We start from the raw sequence: 18,978 nt of genomic DNA on the forward strand, positions 1-18,978 counted from the left end.
TCTTGGTTAGAGCGTCCCCGAAAGCCGGTCTTTGATGCCTTAACAGGCAGAACAGGTCTTCGGGGTGACATCGAGCCGGCAACCAACAGGCCGGTCTTGCGTAGATGCCATCATGGCCGCAATCATCATGCCCCAATCATGCCATGATTGGTTGTATTTGACAAACACTCAGTTCCGGATTTTTGACAGATTTCGTAAAATCCGAGCGTTTTTCAGCGGCGGGGTCCCAGGCGGCGGGCGATATCGGCCACAATGGCGCTGGCCGCCGCGCAAACCGGTCCCGCCCAGGCCTCCAACTGCTCCGGCCCGGCGCGAAAGGCCGGAGCCGTGACGGAGATCCCCCCGACAATTCCGGCCGCCGGCGCATGAATGGATGCGGCCACGCAGCGGATGCCCGGCTGGTGTTCCTCCAGATCATAGGCAAAGCCGCGGCTGCGGATTTTTTCAATTTCTGCCAGAAGCGCCGCGGCATCGGTCAGTGTCGCTTGTGTATAGGCGTCAAAGGTCATGCGCGCGCAGCGACGATGGAGATCCTCGTCGGAAAGACAGGACAGCGACACCTTGCCGACGCCGGTGCAATAGGCGGGTGCGGAATTGCCCACCTGTGAATGCATGCGCACCGCCTGCCGGCTTTCGATCTTGTCGAGATAGACGATCTCGCAATCGCGCAGCACGCCGAGATGCACCGTCTCGCCGGTCGTTTCGTGAAGGCGCGTCAGGTGCGGCTCGGCCACCAGCCGGAACGAATTGCGCGCCCAGGCGCGCGAGGCAAATTGCAGGAGGCGAAGGCCCGGCGTGTAGACGCCGTCCGGCGACAGGTCGATCAGCCCTTCCAGCACCAGATGCCGCAATTGCCGGTGCAGGCTGCCGCGCGGCTGGCCGGTCTGCTTGAGGAGATCGGTAAAGCGCGGCGGCATGTCGGCCCGGGCGACGAGATCCAGCAGCGCCACGGCCTTGCCGAGCGTGCCGGTATCACCGGCGGCGTTTTGCGGGTCCAGTTCTGCCGGGTCGGGGCGATCAGCGTTTGACGAGAGGTGAGGCAATGGGCGGTCCCGGCCAGTGGTGGTGGAGATCGGCCGCTAAGGCGGCTTGACACGTCCCACGGTTTATTCTCTTTATTCCACTTAGTCAAACAGAGTTCCATATATCGGAACAACAGGATCCTGCCCGTGAGCTCCCATCCCTCCTTCCGCTTTGCCGATCTGGAAGACCGCGGCGTGCTGATTACCGGCGGTGGCTCCGGCATCGGTGCTGCCTTCACGCGCGCCTTTGCCCGACAGGGCGCCCGCGTCGCTTTCATCGACCGGGCGGAGGGGCCGAGCGAGGCGCTGGTTTCCGACATTCTCCGCGACAGCCGCCATCCGGTCACCTATCTGAAGGCGGACCTGCGCGACATGAACGCCGTCGAAGATGCCGTTGCAACGGCCGCCGAGCGCTGCGGCGGCCTCGGCGTTCTGGTCAACAATGCCGGCTGGGACGACCGGCATGAGCTTTTCGACGTGACGGAAGCCTATTGGGACGACAACCAGGCGATCAACCTCAAGCAGATGTTCTTTGCCGCCAAGGCCGCGGCGCCCCATCTGAAGGCGGATGGTAGCGGCGCCATCGTCAACCTGTCGTCCATCGCGTTTCTGCTCAACATGGGCAGCCTGCCGAGCTATGCGGCGGCCAAGGCCGGCATTCTGGGGCTGACGAAAAGCCTTGCAGGACGGCTGGGTCCCGACAATATCCGCGTCAACGCCATCCTGCCCGGCATGGTGGTGACGGAGCGGCAGAAGGAATTATGGCTGACGGATGACAGCATCAGCGCGATGATCGATCGCCAGTGCCTGAAACGCAGCCTGATGGCCGAGGACATGGTGGGGCCATGCCTGTTTCTCGCCTCGACCGCATCCGCCGGCATGACGGCGCAATGGCTGACCGTAGATGGAGGAACTCTCTGATGGCTGAGGCCGCCTATATCGCCGTGGACTGGGGCACCAGCAGTTTCCGGCTCTGGCTGATGGATGCCGGACATACCGTTCTTGCCGAACGCCGCAGCGGCGAAGGCATGACGACCGCCGCCGAAACCGGCTTTGCAAACGTGCTCAACGCCCATCTTGCCGCCGTCTCGGCGCCGGCAAACCTGCCGGTCATCATCTGCGGCATGGCCGGCGCCCGCCAGGGCTGGGTGGAAGCCGGCTATGCCGATGCGCCTGCCCCGCTGTCCTCAGTGCTCGAAGGTGCGGTTTCCATGCCCGGCGAGAGCCGCGACATCCGCATCCTGCCCGGCATTGCCCAGCGCGCAGCCGACGCACCGGACGTCATGCGCGGCGAGGAAACCCAGCTTCTCGGTGCGCTCGGCACCGCCTCCCGCGGCAAGCAGCTGGTCTGCATGCCCGGCACCCATTCAAAATGGGTGAATGTCGAAGACGGCCGCGTCACAAGCTTTGCCTCCTTCATGACCGGCGAAGTTTTTGACGTCTTGTCAAAACAGTCGATCCTGAAACATGCTGTTGCCGGGGCCGAAGGGTTCGATGGCACGCATCCGGCCTTTCTGGCGGCAGTCGCCAAGGCCTCATCCGCCCCTGCCATGCTGACCAACCTCGTCTTTACAGCCCGCTCCGGCCAGCTGCTGAACGGACTTGACGCGACAAGTGCCGCCGCACGCCTCTCCGGCACGCTGATCGGCGCGGAAATCGCCGGCGGCCTGTTTGGCGCCGGTGGCACGGTCGATACGGTCGAGCTGGTCGCGTCGGGTCGCCTGCAGGGGCTCTACGAGGCAGCCTTTGCCGCACTTGGCCTTGCCTATCGGACAGTCGATGCCGATCTTGCCGTGCGAAACGGCCTGGCCGCTGCCGCCCAAAACCTTTTCTTTCCCGATGCAAGGATATCCGCATGACCCGCGTTCCCTTTCCCCCGATGCAGCGGCCGCTGGTCGCAATCCTGCGCGGCCTGACGCCCGGCGAAACGGAAGCCGTCGTCGGCGGCCTGATCGAGGTGGGCTTTACCGCCATCGAGATCCCGCTCAATTCACCCGATCCGTTCCGCTCCATCGAGATGGCGGCAAAGCTTGCGCCGGCCGAGTGCCTGATCGGTGCCGGCACCGTGCTGACGGTCGAGGATGTCGAAGCGCTGGAGGCGGCCGGCGGCCGACTGATGGTCAGCCCGAATGTCGAGCCGGCGGTGATTTCGCTTGCCGCGCAAAAGGGCATGGTAACGCTTCCCGGCTGCTTTACCGCAACCGAGGCGCTGGCCGCCGCCCGCGCCGGCGCGACCGGGCTTAAATTCTTCCCCGCAAGCGTGCTTGGCCCCTCCGGCATCAATGCCATCCGCGCCGTGCTGCCGAAGGATCTGATCATCGCGGCCGTCGGCGGCGTGTCGGACGCCAATTTCGGCGAATACATCAAGGGCGGCATCACGGCCTTCGGCCTCGGCTCCAGCCTCTACAAGCCAGGCATGACGCCGGCCGAAGTCATCGCCAAGGGCCGCCTCACCATCGAGTCCTATGATCGGGCCATGGAGGCGCGCGCATGACGCAGGTGATCGATTTCAACGGCTCGGTTCTCTCGTCGCAAGGCCTGGAGCTCGGCGAAGGCCCGACCTATGACGCGGCAACCGATACGCTCTGGTGGTTCAACATTCTGGGCCAGCAACTGCATGAGCTGAACGTGACGAGCGGTGCCGCGCGCATCCACGCGCTGCCGTTCCGGGCCAGCGTTCTTGCCCGAATCGATGCCGGGCGCCAGCTCATGGCATCCGAAAAGGGCCTCTTCATCCGCGATGTCGCAACGGGAGAACTGACCCTCTACCGCGAGCTGGAACCGGCCCATATGGGCACCCGCTCGAATGACGGTCGGGTTCATCCGTCCGGCGCGCTCTGGATCGGCACCATGGGGCTGAAGGCCGAAGACGGCGCCGGCTCCATTTATCATGTCGCCAGGGGCGTCATCACCCGGATGTTTGCCGGCATCAGCATCCCCAATTCCATCTGCTTCTCGCCCGACGGTGCCACCGGCTACTATACCGATACCCGCATCGGCAAGATCATGCGCGTGCCCCTTGATGCGGCAACCGGCCTTCCCGCCGGTAGAGCCGAGGTGTTTGTCGAAAGCGGTCCGGCCGGTGGACCGGATGGCTCCGTCTGCGATGCCGAAGGCAATGTCTGGAATGCCCGCTGGGGCGCATCGGCGGTGGATTGCTACCGTCCCGATGGCAGCCATGCCGCCCGCTATGCGCTTCCGACTGCCCGTACCTCCTGCCCCGCCTTCTTCGGCAAGGACCTGGATCGCATCGCCGTCACCACCGCCTATGAAGGGGCAAGCGCCGAGGAACGCGAAAGCGATCCGCAGGCAGGCTTCCTGTTTGACCTCGGCATTACGGTGAAGGGTCGGCCGGAACCGGCCTACATCCTGTAAGGCAACAGCTTTCACCCTCCCCGCGAAGGCGGGCACAAACAAAGATCAGGCGAAAACGTTCCCGCGTTTTCGCCTATTTTTTTGGCAGATGCCTTCGGAACTATCGAGCCTCCTCCGCATTCTCTCCTCGAACCGACACGGAAGACCACTCCGGTCACCGCGTCAGATCGAAAACAGATAAAAAGGTAGGTACGATATGAAGAAGACCCTTAGCACCATGGCAGCCGCTGCCGTACTGATGGCCTCCACAGCAGTCGCACCCGCGCTTGCTCAGACCGCAACCCCTGCGGCCCCCTCGGCCCAGACCCAGACCACGATGCCGTCGGCTGCGACGACCGGAACGACGTCCGCTGCTGGCGCTGGCATGACCGGCGAATACCTGACCGAGCAGGCGCAGAACCAGATCAGTGCCAATGATTATATCGGCAAGTCGATCTATAACGGCGAAGACAAAAGCATCGGCAGCGTGACCGACCTCATCCTGGAACAGGATGGCGGCATTGTCGCAGCCGTGGTCGGCGTCGGCGGCTTCCTCGGCATCGGCCAGAAGAACGTAGCAGTTCCGATGGACAAGATCACGGTGACCCGCGAAGCCGACAGCAACGACATCCGTCTGACGACGGCTGAAACGGCTGATGCGCTGAAGGCCGCACCGGAATTCAAGACGCTGGATGATCAGGCCTCCACGGCTTCGACCAACGGCGCAACGGACGCCACCACCACCTCGTCCACCGGTGGCGCTGCAACGACCCCGGCCCCTGCTGCAGGCGGTGCAACTGCCCCGTCGACGACCACCCAGCCGTAATCTTTACGGCGGGTCCCGGAACGAGAGACGTATTGCCCACAGGGACAAACGGATGAGGGCGGCACGCAGGTGTCGCCCTTTTTCCTATGGATGCACATGGGCCAAGCGCAGCGTCAGGCGGTTTCGCGGCTCTCGCCGGAGCGGTCGCCGATACGCAGGTGCTGTTGCAGATAATGCTGCGTTGCCGCCGCATCGATCGGGCGACCGTAATAATAGCCTTGCCCCATGGCGCAGCCGAGGGCTCTGAGCTTCTCGGCATCGGCCTGCTCCTCGATGCCTTCCGCAACCACTTCAAGACCGAGCCCGTCACACATGGCAATGATCGCCCGGACGATATGTTCGGTGGCACGATCAACGGTGATGCGGGATATGAAGGCACGGTCGATCTTCACCTTGTCGAAGGTAAAATCGCGCAGGCGCCCGAGGCTCGACTGGCCGGTGCCGAAATCATCGAGCGCGATGCGCACGCCGACCCGTCGAAGATCGGCAATGATCCGCTCGGCCGTATCGGCCGATGTCATCACCGCCGTCTCGGTGATTTCCAGTTCCAGCCGGGCAGGGTCGAGCCCGACGCGCGAGAGCGTGCTCAAAATGGCGCCGGCCGTGCCGCTATCCATCAGTTGCGCAGAGGACAGGTTGAACGACAGGAACAGTTCGCGCGGCCAGGACAGGGCCGCTTCCGCAGCCTTTCGCAACAGCGCGTGCGACAGCGCATCGATGAAGCCGCGCTCTTCTGCAAGGGGAACGAAGACGGCAGGCGAGACGAAGCCGAGATCCGGATCGTTCCAGCGGGCAAGCGCCTCGAAGCCGACGACAGAGGCATCACGAATGCGCACGATGGGCTGGAAATACACCTCGACGGCGTCGGCGATGATGGCATTGCGCAGCGCCTGTTCGAGCTGCGTAGACCGCTTCATTTCCTGGGCGATTTCGCGCGAATAGACGGTGATCTGCCCGCGTCCACGCCGCTTGGACCGGTAAAGCGCGGTTTCGGCACTTTTCAGCAATTCCTCGAACTCGGCTCCGGCGAACGGGTAGACGGCAAAGCCCAGCGAGGCCGACAGGCGCACATGACGATCGCCGAGATCATAGGGGGCCGACAGCACGTCCTTGATCATCTGGCCCAGCCGTTCGGCGCTCAGCTTCTCAAACACCAGAGGCAGGAGGATGGCAAATTCGTCTCCCTCGTGACGGGTGACGGTCGCGCCATCGGGGATGCAGGCTTTCAGGCGAAAGGCGACCTGGCAGAGGATTTCGTCCCCGGCTTCCGAACCGAAAAGGTCGTTGATCGGCTTGAACCCATCGAGATTGACGATGCCCAGGGTGAAGGGCGCCGGGTCATCAGCCCGCTCGGCGGCAATCAGACGCACTTTGTCGCGCAGCCGGTAACGATTGCCCAGGCCCGTTAGGGGATCCCGGTACGCCATCGCCTGCAGTTCGTTCTGACTGACGTCTGGCAACGGATCGCCCGCCGACTTCATAAAACCGTGTCCCCCGGATGTCTGGCCTTGGCGCACAATGCTGGCGAAAGATTAACAAAGCATGGCTTTGCGACTAGCGGTATTCCCTTTGCGCTAAACGCACGCCGTCGCGGTGGCGCCTCTCGGCGCCATCGTCTGCCAGATGCCGGCGAAATGTCTCCTCCAAAAGATCAGGGCTCAGCGGTTTCATCACCACATCGTCCATGCCGGCCGCCCAGCAGGCGTGGCGGTCGCCTTCGACGGCCGGCGAGAGCACGCCGATGATCGGCACCGTGCCGGGCACCGTCTCCAGCTCGCGGATCGCCGATGCGGCTTCAAACCCGTTGAGGCGTGGCAGCGTGATATCCATCAGGACGATGCGCGGCTGAAGTTCGCGAAACAGCCGAACCGCCTCCTGGCCGTCGGACGCAATCGCGTAGCGATAACCAAGACCTTCGAGGATCTGCGAAAAGACGATCTGGTTGACGGCATTATCCTCCGCCACCAGGACATCGGCCGGCGTGGCGGTGGAGATCTGCCATTGATCCTCCGGCTCCGCCTTTGCGGCACGAGGCTGGCGGAAGCGCCGCTTGACCGAGGGGACCAGCTCGCGGGCGATCTGGAAGGCTTCGAGCACCAGAACGTCGATGCCGGACGCCTGGGCCGCCTCCAGGCAGGCGAAATCCATGGCGGCATCGACCACGATCAGATCAACCGACACCTGCCTGTCACGAACGACGGCGAGGAGCGCGGCAAGCTCGCGACCATTGCGGGCAGCGGTTGCATCAAAACCTGCAGCAAGGAGCAGCGAGACCCCTTCCTCCTCTACCGCCCGGTCGTCGGTGACCAGCAGAACGCGGCAACCGGCGATGCTCGCCGCCGTCACGCCCTGCGGCCCCTGCTCCTCGCGCCTCTGCCGGCCGAGATCCGAGACGATGAAATCGACACCCTCGAGACCGGCGAAATTCCACTCCGGCTGCCCGCCGCTTGCCAGCACATCGGCCACGTCCTCCAACACCGTCACGACGCAGTAGCGACCGGGCTTGCCGACGCGGAATTTGCGCAGGAGATAGCAGGAGGGCGGCTCATCCGGGGGAATGATCTGGACGCCGATGGAAAACGGCACGCCGGTCTCCAGAACCTTTCGGTTGGTGGCATCGATATGGACCGAGGGCTCCGACGCATGCAGTTCATCGGCCCGGCGACCGAGAATTTCATCCACCGGGCGGCCATACAGCCGTTCCGCCGCCTTGTTGACAGCCACGCAGACGAGATGGCGATCCCGAACGATCACCGGGAAAGGCAGCGTATCGAGGATTTCCTCCGTGAGCTGGACCCGTTCGAGGTCCGTTCGCCACTGATCTTCGCGGCGGCGCAGTTCCGAGACATCGCGGATGACGCAGGTGCCATGGCCGGACGGCAGGCGGCGGCGGGAAAGGCTCATCCAGCGGTCGCCGTCGCGGCGCACCACCGTTTCGCAGCGCTCGCGCCAGAGGGCGGCGATCTCGCCGGAAATCCAGTCCTCGCGGCGGATGCAGCGATGCTCCACGCCACCGGACAGATCGCCACTATAGCCGCCACCGTCGTAGATGGCGCCCAGAAGATCGCGAAGCCGCGTGCCGGGCGCGGGTGCGACCGAAAGCGCCGGCAGGAAGCTCAAGACCTGCGGACTTGCAAACACGATCATATCGTCGCGATCATAGATCAGCACGGCGCCGGAGATCGCGTCGGCAACCATGTCCATCATCAAGGAGGCGGCAAGGCCTTCCGTCTGCCCGGGACCGGTCATGGCAGGACCGTCTGCAGGGTCCGGTTGGCTCCCGCCCGAGGGAGCCGGCTTTGGTCAGCTGCCGGTTGCATTGCGTCCTGTCCTGTCGTGCGGGCAGCGTGCCGAGCGCAACCCGATCTTGCATGTTCCATAGGGGAAACCGCAGTGACTGGCGCGACGCCGTACGGCAGGGTATCCTGTTGCAAACGATTACCGATTCCGCGTTAAGGTGCGCTTAACGCTGCGTTCTTCGGGGGACAAGGCGCCAGACGGGCTTTTCCCGGGGCGGAAAATCCAGGAAAATGGTGCAATGTCCGTCAAACAGCTTCCCGAAACGCTCATCAACCAGATCGCCGCCGGCGAGGTGATCGAGCGCCCCGCCAGCGCCGCCAAGGAGCTGATCGAAAACGCCATCGATGCCGGCGCGACGCGCGTGGAAATCGCCACGGCCGGCGGCGGCAAGAGCCTGATCCGCATCACCGACAATGGCAGCGGCATGGATGCCGACGACCTGAGCCTTGCGGTGCGCCGTCACTGCACCTCGAAGATTTCCGAAACGCTCGATGATATCCGCACGCTCGGCTTTCGCGGCGAGGCGCTGCCCTCCATCGGCTCGGTCGCCAAACTGTCGATCACCAGCCGGCGGGCCGGTTCGGCGACGGGTGTCGAAATTGCGCTTGCCGGCGGCAAGCTGACGCCGGTGCGCCCGGCGGCCGCCAATATCGGCACCGTGGTCGAGGTGCGCGACATCTTCTTTGCCACCCCGGCCCGGCTGAAATTTCTAAAGACGGAAAAGGCCGAGGCCGGCGCCATCACCGAGGTGGTGAAGCGCATGGCAATCGCCTTTCCGCATGTGCGCTTCGTGCTGTCGGGATCGGACCGTTCGACGCTGGAGTTTCCCGCCTCGCCCGGCGATCCGCTCGCCCGCATGGCGCAGGTGCTGGGCGCCGAGTTCAAGGACAATGCCATCGAAATCGATGCGACGCGCGAAGATGTCGGCCTCAAGGGCTTTGCCGGCGTGCCGACCTTCAACCGCGGCAATTCGGCCCATCAATATGCCTTCGTCAACGGTCGCCCGGTGCAGGACAAGTTGATCCTCTCGGCGATCCGCGGCGCCTATGCCGAAACCATTCCGTCCGGCCGCTATCCGGTCGCTGTCCTGTCGATCACGCTCGATCCGGCGCTCGTCGACGTCAACGTCCATCCGGCCAAGGCCGATGTGCGCTTTCGCGATCCGGGCCTCGTGCGTGGCCTCATCGTCGGTGCGCTGCGACAGGCCCTGGCGCGCGAGGGCGACCGGGCGGCAACGACCGGCGCCGATGGCCTGATCCGCGCCTTCCGTCCAGGCTTTGACGCAGGCCTTGGTACAGGGGCGGTCGAAAAAACGGCGGCAGCGCAGGCCAGTGGTTCCAAGGGCTATTTTACCGGCCACCGCAGCGGCAATCTCGGCTGGACGCCGGCCGCATCGCCATTTCGGCCAATGGCCATGCCGGAGAAGGCCGGTCTCTCTGCGGGAGGTTTCGCAGAACGCCGCCAGGCCGCCTTCGACGCGGTGCTGACGCCGAGTGCGCGCGCCGACGCCGTGATGGCGCACGACACCGAAAACCCGGCCGCGCCTGCCGGCGACCCCGCCACGCAGTTCCGGCTCGGCGCGGCGCGCGCGCAGCTGCACGAAAACTATATCATTGCCCAGACCGACACCGGCCTTGTCATCGTCGACCAGCACGCCGCCCATGAGCGGCTGGTCTTCGAGGCCATGCGCAAGGCGCTGGAAAAGGACCGCCTGCCCTCGCAGGTCCTGCTTATTCCGGAAATCATCGACCTGCCCGAAGAAGAGTGCGACCGGCTGATTTCGCATGCGCCGGAGCTTGAAAAACTGGGGCTGGCGCTGGAGCGCTTCGGCCCCGGTGCCGTTGCCGTGCGCGAAACGCCGGCTCTCCTCGGCAGTGTCGATGCCGCCGGCCTCGTGCGTGATCTGGCCGATGAAATCGGCGAGTGGAACACGTCCGACGGCTTGAAAAGCCGGCTGGAACACGTGGCGGCCACCATGGCCTGCCATGGCTCGGTGCGTTCGGGCCGCAGGCTTCGGCCGGAGGAAATGAACGCGCTCCTGCGCGAGATGGAGGCAACGCCAGGCTCTGGCCAATGCAACCACGGCCGCCCGACCTATATCGAACTGAAGCTCAACGACATCGAGCGCCTGTTCGGCCGCAGCTGACTTTTTAACCATGCCCGCGCCGGCGGCTCTGGCCAAGGGGCGGCGCGTGGGGATAGATGAAACGATGAATCTACGCAGGAGACGACCGATGAACCGTTTTGAAGGCGGCAGCCACCGCGAGGCGAAAATCCGCTATCTCGACGGCGATTTCCAGATCCTGTCCGCCGGCGCCTATGTCACCTGCGCCATGACGGGCGCCCAGATTCCGGTCGACGAGTTGCGCTACTGGAGCGTCGCCCGCCAGGAACCCTATGTCGATGCCGCCGCCTCGCTCGAAGCCGACAAGCGGGCGGGGATTTTACCGAACCAGGGCCGGGGGTAGTTTTGTGGTGGTGGTGACTTGGGGCTGAGGCCGCCGAGTATGCCGCCAAGACCCTCTCTGCCCTGCCGGGCATCTCCCCCACAAGGGGGGAGATCAGATGGGGCCACCGCCCAATTTCATCGATATCTACCAAGTTTCTCGGGAGTATAAAGGGCAGCGCCCCTCTGCAATGGGAGCCGCGACGGCAGCGCCACGCTCATCTCCCCACCTGTGGGGGAGATGCCCGGCAGGGCAGAGGGGGACTTTGCGGCAGATTGAAAGATCTCGCCGCATGCCGAACACCTTCGATCCGCCGCGTCAAACCGGCCCGCTGCCTCGCTTCTCCCGCAACACCCGCTTCCGGCAATGAGCAATCGCGTCCTCGATCATCTGGCCCGGCGCATGGGGATCATCGAACACCATATCGACCTCCACCACCCGCAGCCGATCCAGAAGCGTTTTGGCCGCCCCCGGCCGCCCGGCAAGGCGCACGGCATCCTTTGACGTGGTGACGATCACAAGATTTTTCTCCTCCGCCTCGCGCAGGAGGTCGGCCAGTTCCTCGTCGGTGAAGGCATGGTGGTCCGGGAAGGACCGTTCGACCGCGATCTCCCCGCCGATCGACACCACCGTGCGGTAAAATTTCTGCGGATCGGCAATGCCGGCGAAGGCCAGCACGCGCTTGCCGGCAATCTCCGGGTCCGGACGCGGCACAAGGCTTGCCATGCGAAGCGGTTTTCCGGCGCGCGCCGCACGGCGCACCACCGTATCGGCGCCGGTGCCATTGCCCACCTTCATCAGCGCCGACATCTGGCGGATCTGTTCGGAAAGCGGCGCACGCAACGGCCCTGACGGAATGACATGGCCATTGCCCACGCCGCGCACCGAATCGATGACGACAAGGGCGAAATCGAGCACCAGACGGGCGCTTTGAAAGCCGTCATCCATGATGATGAGGTCGCAGCCTTCTGCCACGAGCTTTTGCGCCCCTTCGAACCGCTTGCGGGAAATCACCGTCAGCGCCTCGCGCGCCAGAATCAGCGGCTCGTCACCAACCGCATCGGCACCGTGGCGCTGCGGATCGACCACCGTCGTCACGGAAAGCTTGCCGCCATAACCGCGGCTGAGAAAGCCGGGCGTGAGCCCTTTCGCCTTGGCCGCTCGGGCGATGGCAATAGCGGTCGGTGTCTTGCCGGCGCCGCCGACGGTGAAATTGCCGACGCAAAGCACCGGCACGGGAACGCTTGGCCGCTGCGTGCGGGCCATGCGCCGGCCGGCAATGCGACCATAGACGACAGAGAGCGGCCACAGGCCATAGGCACGCCAATTCGTCCGTGTCCACCAGAAGGAAGGCGCCTCAGAAACCATCTTTGTCCTCTTTGCCGCCAGCACCTATCCTGCCGAACGCTCGCACAGGGTCAGGCCGGCTCACCCTGCGGCAAAAGCGTTTCAAGTCCGGTAATATCGTCCAGCACGTGATCGGCGGCGCCCGCCAGTGTCTCGGGCGAGCCGGTGCCTGTCAGCACCGCAACCTTGAGGCCCGCGCCGGCCGCCGCCCCCATGTGCAGATCGTGATTGTTGTCCCCGACCATCGCCACTTCGAAAGGCTGCAGGCCCACCGACTTGCAGAAGCCCAGCACCATGCCCGGCTCCGGCTTGCAGCCATGGCCGCTGTCATAGCCGGCAATGAAATCGAGATGATCGAGAAAGCCGAAGCGGCGCGCCGTCTCGCGGATCGAACGCTCGTTGTCGCTGGAGGCCACGCCGAGCCGGAAGCCACGCGCGCGCAGGCGGGCGAAGAAGCCGGCAAGATCGGTCACCGCGACGGAAAAATCCGAGGCCCGCACGAACAGTTCATCCAGTGCAACGGTGAGCGGTCCAACGGCGAGCGGCGATCCGGCGGCGACGAAGCCGGCGGCGATCTGGGCTGCGGTTCCGGCCGCAAACAGGCTGTCGGCCCGCGTCAGCCCGGTCACCGGGTCCATGCCGCAGGCAATCAGCAGCCGGTTCTCCATCGCCTCGCCGGCGCCGTCGGCGGCAAGCTTTGCCGCCTGCCGGTTCACCGGCCCCCAGCTTTCGTCATAACGCAACAGCGTTCCGTCCTTGTCGAACAGAAGGCCCCTGATCGCGGCAAGCGGGTTGTCGCTGTTCATCATCAGCCAGCTGCTCCGGCCGGGCGCAGACGGGCGGTGACCGTCAGCGGGTTGAGATAGGGTTCGAGCGCCTTGATCGTGGTGGAGAGCGCGCCGCGCATGTCCTGCACGGCCTCATGGCCACAATCGATCATCTTCTGGCGGGCCGGATCATTGGTCAGCAGGTAATGCACGGCTTTCGCCAGCATTTCGGTGTCGCGCACCATACGCGCGCCGCCGCGGCGGATCACCTGCTGATAGGTCTCGCGGAAATTCTGCACATTGGGGCCGGTCAGCACCGCGCAGCCCAGCATGGCCGATTCGAGCGGGTTCTGGCCGCCTTCGGCCGTCAGCGAGCGGCCGACGAAGGAAATTTCAGTGAGCCGCAGGTAAAGCCCCATTTCGCCGATCGAATCGCCGAGGAAAACGTCGGTTTCCGGCGTGATGCGGTCGTTGCGGCTGCGGCGTGCCACGACAAGACCCTGGCCAACCAGCATCGCCTCGATATCGTCAGCCCGTTCGGGATGGCGCGGCACGAGAACCGTCAGCTGTTCGTTGCGCGGCTTCAGCGCCCGGTGAACGAAGGCCGCCGCCTCCTCCTCGCCCTGGAACGTGCAGATCGCAGCCCAGGTCTTGCGGGTGCCGATGTCCGAAAGATAGCGCGACAGGACCACCTCATCGACCGGCGGCGGATCCGTATCGCCCTTCAGGTTACCCGACACGACCACCGGCCAGGCACCAAGATCGCGAAAACGCTCCGCATCGACATCCGAGCGTGCCACCACAAGCGCAAGCTTACCAAACAGCAGTTCGGCGATCGCCGAGCGACTGCTCCAGCGGGCAAAGGAACGGTCGGAAATGCGCGCATTGACGCGGATCTGCGGAATGTTGCGCCGCGTCAGTTCCGCCATGGTGGTGGGCCAGATCTCCGATTCGGCGGTGATTGCCGCATCCGGATGCCAGTAGGCGACGAAGCGCTTGATGGGGAACTTCACGTCGAGCGGCACATACTGGTGGATGACCTCGTTGCCGAGGCGTTTTCGGCTGAGTTCCGCCGAGGTCACGGTACCGGTCGTCAGGAGAACGTGGATCTCGCGGCGCACAAGCTCGCGGATGAGCGGGATGACGGCAATGGTTTCGCCGACGCTTGCCGCATGCACCCAGATCAGGGGACCGCGCGGGCGCGCCACGCTGGCATAGCCGAAACGCTCCAGCCGGCGCTGGCGCTCTTCTTTGCCCTTGAGGGATCGGTAGGCAAGATAGGGGGATGCCAGAGGATATCCGCAAATTCCGGCCATGCGATATCCCAGCAAGGCCATGCGCGCCAAGCCATTGCTCAATGCCATCGCCCTTCTTTGCTTGCCATCCGCACCATCCCCGGTCGCAGCCCTATTTTACACACTGGTGCATGCCTGACAAATGCGTCGAAAACACAGCCGTCGATTGCTTGAGGGCGGCAGGGCCGCCGCGTGGGGCTTAAGCTCAGCCCTTCGTCTCAGGGTCCAGCAGGCGGTGCATGTGGACGATGAAATAGCGCATATGCGCATTGTCCACGGTCATCTGCGCCTTGCTTTTCCAGGCTTCCAGAGCGCTTGCATAATCGGGAAAGATACCGACGATGTCGAGGGCTGCCAGATCCTTGAATTCAAGGCCCTTGAGGCTTTCCAGCTCGCCGCCGAAAACCAGGTGTAGGAGTTGTTTCTTGCCGCTTTGCTCGGTCATGTTATGCCTCGTCTCTTCGTCTCCCCCGCCCCTTCCTCCTGCGGCATTCCGCATCAAAGGTCAACCCGAGGCAAGGCCCGCTACCAAGCTTTCCAGAACATGTTCGGCCCCGCCGCACAGAACGCCCTGCGTCACCGCCTGCCGGTTGTAGACGAGGCGATGTCCGGCAAGATCGACCAGCCGGCCGCCAGCCCGCTCCAGAATGATGTCGGCGGCGGCCAGATCCCATTCATGGCTGTTGCGCTTCACCACCGTTCCATCGATACGGCCATCCGCCACCATGGCCAGCCGATAGGCGAGCGAGGGCACGTGGCGGATGCGGTGCAGGGTCTGGCGGAAGCCCGGCGCAAACTGGCCGAGCATGTCTTCGGCAACCGCGATCTGGCGCGCCTCGCCGGGTTTTTCCGCGGAAACCGAAATCTCCGACCCATTCTTCATCGCCGGCCCGGTGGCTGCCGCCCAAAACTCTTCCTGCAGCGCCGGCGCATAGAGAACGCCCGCCACCGGCTTTCCCCGGTGAACCACAGCCACGCTGACGCACCAAGTCTTTTCGCCGTTGATGAAGGCCCGCGTGCCATCGATCGGATCGACCACGAAGAGCGTGTCGCGCGAAAGCCGCCCGGCATCGTCATCGGTTTCTTCCGACAGCCAGCCATAGCCGGGACGGCTCCCAAGAAGCAGCGTCTGCAGCCGGTCGTTGGAGGCAAAATCGGCAGCGCTGACCGGGGAGCGGCCCTCGTTCTTCCACCAGACCTCCGGCGAGCGCCCGAAATAGCCCAGCGCGATATCACCCGCCTCGCGCGCAGCGCGGCGGATCAGCGCCAGGTCGTCATCGAAAGTCTGCCGCGTCTCCTGCTCCAAGATCACCGCCCCGCCAGTGTCATGCCCTCGATGGCAATCGTGGGTGCGGCAACGCCGTATTTGCGGTCGATGTCATTTGCCGGCGTCAGCCGCATGAACATGTCCTTCAGATTGGAAGCGATGGTGACTTCGGAGACGGGAAAGGCAAGCTCGCCGTTCTCGATCCAGAAGCCGGTGGCGCCGCGGCTATATTCGCCCGTCAGCATGTTGACGCCCTGCCCGATCAGTTCGGTCACGTAAAGCCCGGTGCCGATGCTGCGGATGAGGTCTTCAGGGGAGATATCGCCCGGCTCCAGTGCCAGATTGGTCGAACCCGGCGAGACGGAGGTGCCGCCGCGCACACCGCGCCCGTTGGTGGAAAGGCCAAGCTCGCGGCCGGTCGAAGTGGACAGGAACCAGTGGTTCAGCACACCGTCCTCGATCATGAGAAGCCGGCGGCCCGAGACACCTTCGCCATCGAAGGGACGCGAGGAGGAGCCGCGCACGACCAGTGGATCGTCGGTGATCGACAGGCCGGCCTTGAGAACCTGCTGGCCCATCTTGTCGCGCAGGAAGCTTGTCTTGCGGGCAACCGATGCGCCGTTGATGGCGCCGGCGATGTGACCGACGAAGCCGCGGGCAAGGCGCGGATCAAACACCACGGTGACATTGGCACCGGTTTCCACCTGGCGCGGGTTGAGGCGTTTCACCGTCCGCTCGCCGGCACGCCGTCCGATGAGGTCCGGCGCGGCAAGCTCTGCGGCATAGAGGCGGCTGTCGAAATCATAGTCGCGCTCCATCTTCGTGCCCTCGCCGGCAATGACGCTGACGGAGCGGCTGAAGCGGCTGGCCATATAGCTGCCGGAAAAACCGTGCGAGGTGACGAGGACGAGGCCACCGGCGCCCGCGGAGGCACCGGCGCCGGACGAATTGCTGATGCCCGCAACGCCAAGTGCGGCCTCTTCCATGGCAAGCGCGGCTTCCGTCAGCTCTTCGGCCGACATTTCGGTCGGATCGAACAGGTCGAGATCCGGATAGTCGCGCGCCAGATCGGCCTCGTCGGCCAGACAGGCGTAAGGGTCATCCGGCGAAACGCGCGCCATGGCGACAGCCCGTTGGGCAAGCGCTGCCAGATCAAAGCCCGGATTGGCCGAGACGCTGGCCACGCGCTTTCCAACGAACACCCTGAGCGAAAAATCGTCACTTTCGGATGCTTCCGTGCCCTCCACCTTGCCGAGGCGAACGCTGACGGAACGGGAGCGGGAGCGCACGATGACCGCATCGGCCTGATCTGCACCGGCCTTTCGTGCAAGATCGACAAGCTCACCGGCGCGAGAAAGCAGAGCGCTGGTGCCAATTTCAGAGGACATGGGAAACCCTTTCATTCCTGTTCCATGTATTGTGCACTAAAGGAAGCATCAAGGGCGGCTCAGCGATTCTTGACGATCGGCCGCCGAAAGGTCCCCGCGAGGTTTTATGGCAACCGCAGATCCCCTGTTCAACGAAACGCTGCTGCTTCTCGCAGGCGCGGTTCTGGCCGCTCCCCTGTTCAAGAAGCTCGGCCTTGGCACGGTGCTGGGCTATCTTGCCGCCGGCATCGTCATCGGCCCCATCCTGCAGCTGATCGCCGATCCGGAAGAAGTGCTGCATGTGTCGGAACTCGGCGTCGTCTTCCTGCTGTTCATCATCGGGCTGGAGCTGAAACCCTCGCGCCTGTGGCAGATGCGCGGCGATATTTTCATCCTCGGCACGGCGCAGGTGCTGGCAAGCGGACTGGTGCTGACGGGACTTGCCTGGGCGACAGGCATTGCCAGCTGGCAGGGTTCGGTGATTGCCGGCTTTGGCCTTGCGCTCTCGTCCACCGCCTTTGCGCTGCAGATCCTCAATGATGCCGGCGACACGAACTCGGCCTATGGGCGGCGGGCCTTCTCCATCCTGCTCTTCCAGGATCTCGCCATCGTGCCGCTTCTGGCGCTGGTGACGCTGCTGCGGTCTGGCCCAGGCGTTGCCGAAAGCTCGTTCGTCAGCGATTTTGCCATTGCAGCCGCCGCCGTCATCGGCATGATCGTGGCCGGCCGCTATCTGCTGACGCCACTCTTCCAGGTGATTGCACGCACCGGCGCACGCGAGGTAATGCTGGCGGCAGCGCTGCTGGTGGTGCTCGGATCGGCGGTTCTGATGCAGCTTGCCGGGCTCTCCATGGCCATGGGCGCCTTTCTCGCCGGCATCATGCTGGCCGAATCCTCCTATCGCCATGAGCTGGAGGCCGATATCGAGCCGTTCCGCGGGCTGCTCTTGGCCATGTTCTTCATGGCGGTCGGCCTGTCGCTCGATCTCGATGCCATCCTCTCCAATCTGGCGCTGATCGTCATCGGCGTGCCGCTGTTCATGGCGGCAAAAGGCATCGTCATCTATCTGCTCTGCCGCATCGGCGGGTCCCGCCGGGACGATGCCGCAAGCATTGCCGTGCTTTTGCCGCAGGGCGGCGAATTCGGTTTCGTGCTGTTTACGACGGCCGTCAGCGCCGGCCTTCTGTCGCCCGCCACGGCCTCGCTGCTGATTGCGAGCGTCACCCTGTCCATGGCGCTGACGCCGCTCGGTTCGGCCATCGCCAAACGCCTTCTCGTTCGTGATGAGGGTCGCGAGGAAATCCCGGAGGATTTCGAGGGCGCCGGCTCCGACGTGCTGATGGTGGGCTTTTCGCGCTTTGGCCAGATCGCCTCCCAGATCCTGCTCGCCGGCGGACGCGACGTGACGGTGATCGACGATTCGCCCGACCGTATCCGCCAGGCGGCGACCTTCGGCTTCCGCATCTATTTCGGCGACGGCACGCGCCGCGAAGTTCTCTTGGCGGCCGGCATCGAACGGGCGAAGATCGTGGCTGTCTGCACCCAGAAGCGCGAAATCACCGACCGCATCGTTGATCTCATCCGGGCCGATTTCCCCGATGTGCGGCTGTTCGTGCGCTCCTATGACCGCATCCACACCATTTCGCTGAGGGCCCGCGAGGTGGAATACGAGCTGCGCGAAACGCTGGAATCCGGTCTGCTGTTCGGCCAGAAGACGCTCGAGGCGCTCGGCACATCCGAAGCGGAAACGAGCGAGATCGGCGCCGACATTCGCCGGCGCGACGAGGAGCGGCTGCAGATCCAGGCCGCGCAAGGCATTTCCGCCGGTGCCCACATGCTGCACACGCGCCCTGTCCGCCCCGAACCGCTGACCAAGCCGAAACGCGCCACGATGGTGACGGAAGAGCAGGAAGACGCCTGACAGTCTAACCCGTCATTCCCTGCGGCGGGCTGCAAATGGCGATTGTCAGGGTCTGAAGGCCCGTG

Annotated in this window: 17 protein-coding genes; 8 read left to right on the forward strand and 9 right to left on the reverse strand. The window is 64.4% G+C overall.

Going from position 1 to position 18,978, the window contains the following annotated elements; translation table 11 throughout:
* Positions 1–212 precede the first annotated feature (212 nt).
* Entirely contained in the window at positions 213–998 is a 786-nt protein-coding gene (locus J2858_RS03730; RefSeq protein ID WP_245365607.1) for an IclR family transcriptional regulator, read from the reverse strand.
* A 171-nt stretch (positions 999–1,169) separates the two neighbouring features.
* Here J2858_RS03730 and J2858_RS03735 point away from each other — a divergent pair, with 171 nt between their 5' ends.
* The 5 genes from J2858_RS03735 (at position 1,170) to J2858_RS03755 (ending at position 5,202) form a co-directional block, all read left to right on the forward strand.
* Positions 1,170–1,943 carry an SDR family NAD(P)-dependent oxidoreductase gene (locus J2858_RS03735; RefSeq protein WP_210103382.1) on the forward strand — a complete coding sequence of 258 codons (774 nt, stop codon included), beginning with the start codon at positions 1,170–1,172 and terminating at the stop codon, positions 1,941–1,943.
* Positions 1,943–2,881, forward strand: a complete 939-nt coding sequence (locus J2858_RS03740; RefSeq protein WP_210103383.1) for a 2-dehydro-3-deoxygalactonokinase — start codon at positions 1,943–1,945, stop codon at positions 2,879–2,881. The genes J2858_RS03735 and J2858_RS03740 overlap by 1 nt, the downstream gene beginning before the upstream one ends.
* On the forward strand, positions 2,878–3,516 hold the full coding sequence (locus J2858_RS03745; protein WP_210103384.1) for a 2-dehydro-3-deoxy-6-phosphogalactonate aldolase: 639 nt from the start codon (positions 2,878–2,880) through the stop codon (positions 3,514–3,516). Before J2858_RS03740 ends, J2858_RS03745 begins: the two co-directional genes overlap by 4 nt.
* A complete protein-coding gene (locus J2858_RS03750; RefSeq protein ID WP_210103385.1) occupies positions 3,513–4,397 on the forward strand; it encodes an SMP-30/gluconolactonase/LRE family protein in 885 nt (294 codons plus the stop codon). Before J2858_RS03745 ends, J2858_RS03750 begins: the two co-directional genes overlap by 4 nt.
* A 196-nt stretch (positions 4,398–4,593) precedes the next feature.
* On the forward strand, positions 4,594–5,202 hold the full coding sequence (locus J2858_RS03755; protein ID WP_210103386.1) for a PRC-barrel domain-containing protein: 609 nt from the start codon (positions 4,594–4,596) through the stop codon (positions 5,200–5,202).
* 113 nt (positions 5,203–5,315) lie between these two features.
* Here the strand turns inward: J2858_RS03755 and J2858_RS03760 are convergent, their stop codons facing one another.
* Both J2858_RS03760 and J2858_RS03765 read right to left on the reverse strand, forming a co-directional pair.
* On the reverse strand, positions 5,316–6,683 hold the full coding sequence (locus J2858_RS03760; RefSeq protein ID WP_210103387.1) for a putative bifunctional diguanylate cyclase/phosphodiesterase: 1,368 nt from the start codon (positions 6,681–6,683) through the stop codon (positions 5,316–5,318).
* Between the two features lie 73 nt (positions 6,684–6,756).
* Complete coding sequence (locus J2858_RS03765; protein ID WP_210103388.1) at positions 6,757–8,451, reverse strand: response regulator; 1,695 nt, start codon at positions 8,449–8,451, stop codon at positions 6,757–6,759.
* 289 nt (positions 8,452–8,740) lie between these two features.
* On the opposite strand from J2858_RS03765, the gene mutL reads away from it, so the two are divergent.
* Together mutL and J2858_RS03775 are read left to right on the forward strand one after the other, a co-directional pair.
* Positions 8,741–10,648 carry a DNA mismatch repair endonuclease MutL gene (mutL, locus tag J2858_RS03770; RefSeq protein WP_210103389.1) on the forward strand — a complete coding sequence of 636 codons (1,908 nt, stop codon included), beginning with the start codon at positions 8,741–8,743 and terminating at the stop codon, positions 10,646–10,648.
* Between the two features lie 88 nt (positions 10,649–10,736).
* Entirely contained in the window at positions 10,737–10,970 is a 234-nt protein-coding gene (locus J2858_RS03775; protein WP_210103390.1) for a DUF2093 domain-containing protein, read from the forward strand.
* 297 nt (positions 10,971–11,267) lie between these two features.
* Here the strand turns inward: J2858_RS03775 and lpxK are convergent, their stop codons facing one another.
* From lpxK to J2858_RS03805, 6 genes are all read right to left on the reverse strand, one after another.
* A complete protein-coding gene (gene lpxK, locus J2858_RS03780; protein WP_210103391.1) occupies positions 11,268–12,317 on the reverse strand; it encodes a tetraacyldisaccharide 4'-kinase in 1,050 nt (349 codons plus the stop codon).
* A 50-nt stretch (positions 12,318–12,367) separates the two neighbouring features.
* Complete coding sequence (locus J2858_RS03785) at positions 12,368–13,105, reverse strand: HAD family hydrolase (protein WP_432443242.1); 738 nt, start codon at positions 13,103–13,105, stop codon at positions 12,368–12,370.
* Positions 13,105–14,421, reverse strand: coding sequence for a lipid IV(A) 3-deoxy-D-manno-octulosonic acid transferase (gene waaA / locus J2858_RS03790; protein WP_210104125.1), 1,317 nt, complete (start codon positions 14,419–14,421; stop codon positions 13,105–13,107). The genes J2858_RS03785 and waaA overlap by 1 nt, the downstream gene beginning before the upstream one ends.
* Before the next feature lie 142 nt (positions 14,422–14,563).
* A complete protein-coding gene (locus J2858_RS03795; protein WP_210103392.1) occupies positions 14,564–14,803 on the reverse strand; it encodes a DUF4170 domain-containing protein in 240 nt (79 codons plus the stop codon).
* A 60-nt stretch (positions 14,804–14,863) separates the two neighbouring features.
* Complete coding sequence (locus J2858_RS03800) at positions 14,864–15,664, reverse strand: 3'(2'),5'-bisphosphate nucleotidase CysQ (RefSeq protein ID WP_210103393.1); 801 nt, start codon at positions 15,662–15,664, stop codon at positions 14,864–14,866.
* Between the two features lie 2 nt (positions 15,665–15,666).
* The gene (locus tag J2858_RS03805) at positions 15,667–17,013 is read right to left on the reverse strand and encodes a TldD/PmbA family protein (RefSeq protein WP_210103394.1); all 1,347 of its coding nucleotides are present in this window, start codon (positions 17,011–17,013) and stop codon (positions 15,667–15,669) included.
* Positions 17,014–17,119: 106 nt separating this feature from the next.
* Here J2858_RS03805 and J2858_RS03810 point away from each other — a divergent pair, with 106 nt between their 5' ends.
* Positions 17,120–18,913 carry a monovalent cation:proton antiporter-2 (CPA2) family protein gene (locus tag J2858_RS03810; RefSeq protein ID WP_210103395.1) on the forward strand — a complete coding sequence of 598 codons (1,794 nt, stop codon included), beginning with the start codon at positions 17,120–17,122 and terminating at the stop codon, positions 18,911–18,913.
* The last annotated feature ends 65 nt before the right edge of the window (positions 18,914–18,978 follow it).

It is taken from the genome of Neorhizobium galegae, from assembly GCF_017877135.1.
GTDB classification, from domain to species: domain Bacteria; phylum Pseudomonadota; class Alphaproteobacteria; order Rhizobiales; family Rhizobiaceae; genus Neorhizobium; species Neorhizobium galegae_A.